Origin of the sequence: Pseudomonas sp. zjy_15, from assembly GCF_043101865.1 — a bacterium.
GTDB classification, from domain to species: domain Bacteria; phylum Pseudomonadota; class Gammaproteobacteria; order Pseudomonadales; family Pseudomonadaceae; genus Aquipseudomonas; species Aquipseudomonas putida_Y.
The window spans coordinates 1-815 of the sequence record NZ_JBICII010000069.1 but is presented as its reverse complement, the minus strand read 5'-3'; the positions used below and the strand labels follow the sequence as shown (position 1 = coordinate 815).

Sequence of the window (815 nt, the reverse complement as noted above, 5' to 3'; positions counted from 1 at the left end):
GCGCCCTTTATCCTGCGAGGATTCATCATGGCGCGCAAGCCTTCCAAGCAACGCTTTACCGTCGTCCATCCCGATTGCGCGGCGATCGATGTCGGTGGTCGAGAGCATTTCGTGGCGGTCGATCCCCGGCACGAAAATCCCGTCCAGTCGTTCACGTCCTTTACTGACGACCTGCTCAAGATGGCTAACTGGCTTGAAAGCCTGGGGATCAAGGTCGTTGCCATGGAATCCACGGGAGTTTATTGGATTCCAATTTACGAGATTCTCAGCGAGCGCGGTTTTGAGGTTTATCTCGTCAATGCCAGAGCAACTCGACAAATCACGGGCCGTAAATCAGATGTGCTGGATTGCCAGTGGATTTGGCAGCTGATGACTCATGGACTGCTCAGAGGCGCATTCCGCCCCGATGATCTGACCTGCTGCGTCCGGTCATTGGTCAGGCAGCGTGCTTCCAAAGTGAAAGACCAGGCGCAGACGCTGAACCGGATGCAAAAGGCCATGAGCCAAATGAACATCCAGCTGGCCAATGTCATCAGTGATATTTCCGGCGTAACTGGCATGAAGATTTTGCGAGCCATCTGCGCAGGTGAACGGGACCCAGTGCAACTGGCTGAACTGACCGACCGCCGCATCAAGGCAGGCAAGGAGGCTGTCGCTCGGAGTCTTCATGGCAATTGGCGGCGCGAGCATTTGCATGCGCTAACTCAGGAATTGGCTGCCTATGACTTCCTGGAGCAGCAAATTGCTGATTGTGACGACGCCATAAAAGCCGCGTTAGAGCAGTTGCCGGTGCTGCAAAACAAGCCAGAGCCATC

The 815-nt window shown here is 55.1% G+C and carries 1 pseudogene; it reads left to right on the top strand.

Annotated features, from left to right (window positions below):
- Positions 1 to 27: 27 nt before the first annotated feature.
- Positions 28 to 815 (top strand): annotated as a pseudogene (locus ACF8EF_RS13250) (IS110-like element ISPpu9 family transposase); the annotation flags it as partial.